Origin of the sequence: Psychrobacter sp. TB55-MNA-CIBAN-0194, from assembly GCF_040309505.1 — a bacterium.
GTDB lineage: Bacteria > Pseudomonadota > Gammaproteobacteria > Pseudomonadales > Moraxellaceae > Psychrobacter > Psychrobacter fozii.
This window is the reverse complement of record NZ_JBEOOW010000109.1, coordinates 1-306: the sequence shown is the minus strand read 5'-3', so window position 1 is coordinate 306 and position 306 is coordinate 1. Positions and strand designations below refer to the sequence as shown.

Annotated in this window: 1 pseudogene; it reads left to right on the top strand. The window is 47.4% G+C overall.

The annotated features are described in order from the left end of the window. A pseudogene (locus AAEY75_RS14455) lies at window positions 1-306 on the top strand (heme lyase NrfEFG subunit NrfE); the annotation flags it as partial.

Below are 306 nucleotides of genomic sequence, written 5' to 3'. Positions count from 1 at the left end.
ATTTTGCCTTGCTTACCGCTTTTGTACTGGCGTTATTGCAGGTAATTCTGCCAACTATTGGTGTTATTCGTAACCAAGTTGCTTGGCAACGACTAGCCCCTAGCCTAGCTTGGGCACAGTTTGCCGCCATGATAACGTCATTTGGCGCTTTGATAGCAGGTTTTTATTATAATGATTTTAGCCTCAGTTACGTCGCGCAGCATTCTAATACGCTGTTGCCTTGGTACTATAAGTTATCGGCGACATGGGGCGGACACGAGGGCTCTTTGCTGCTATGGATGACCATCATGGCCACATGGTGTGCAC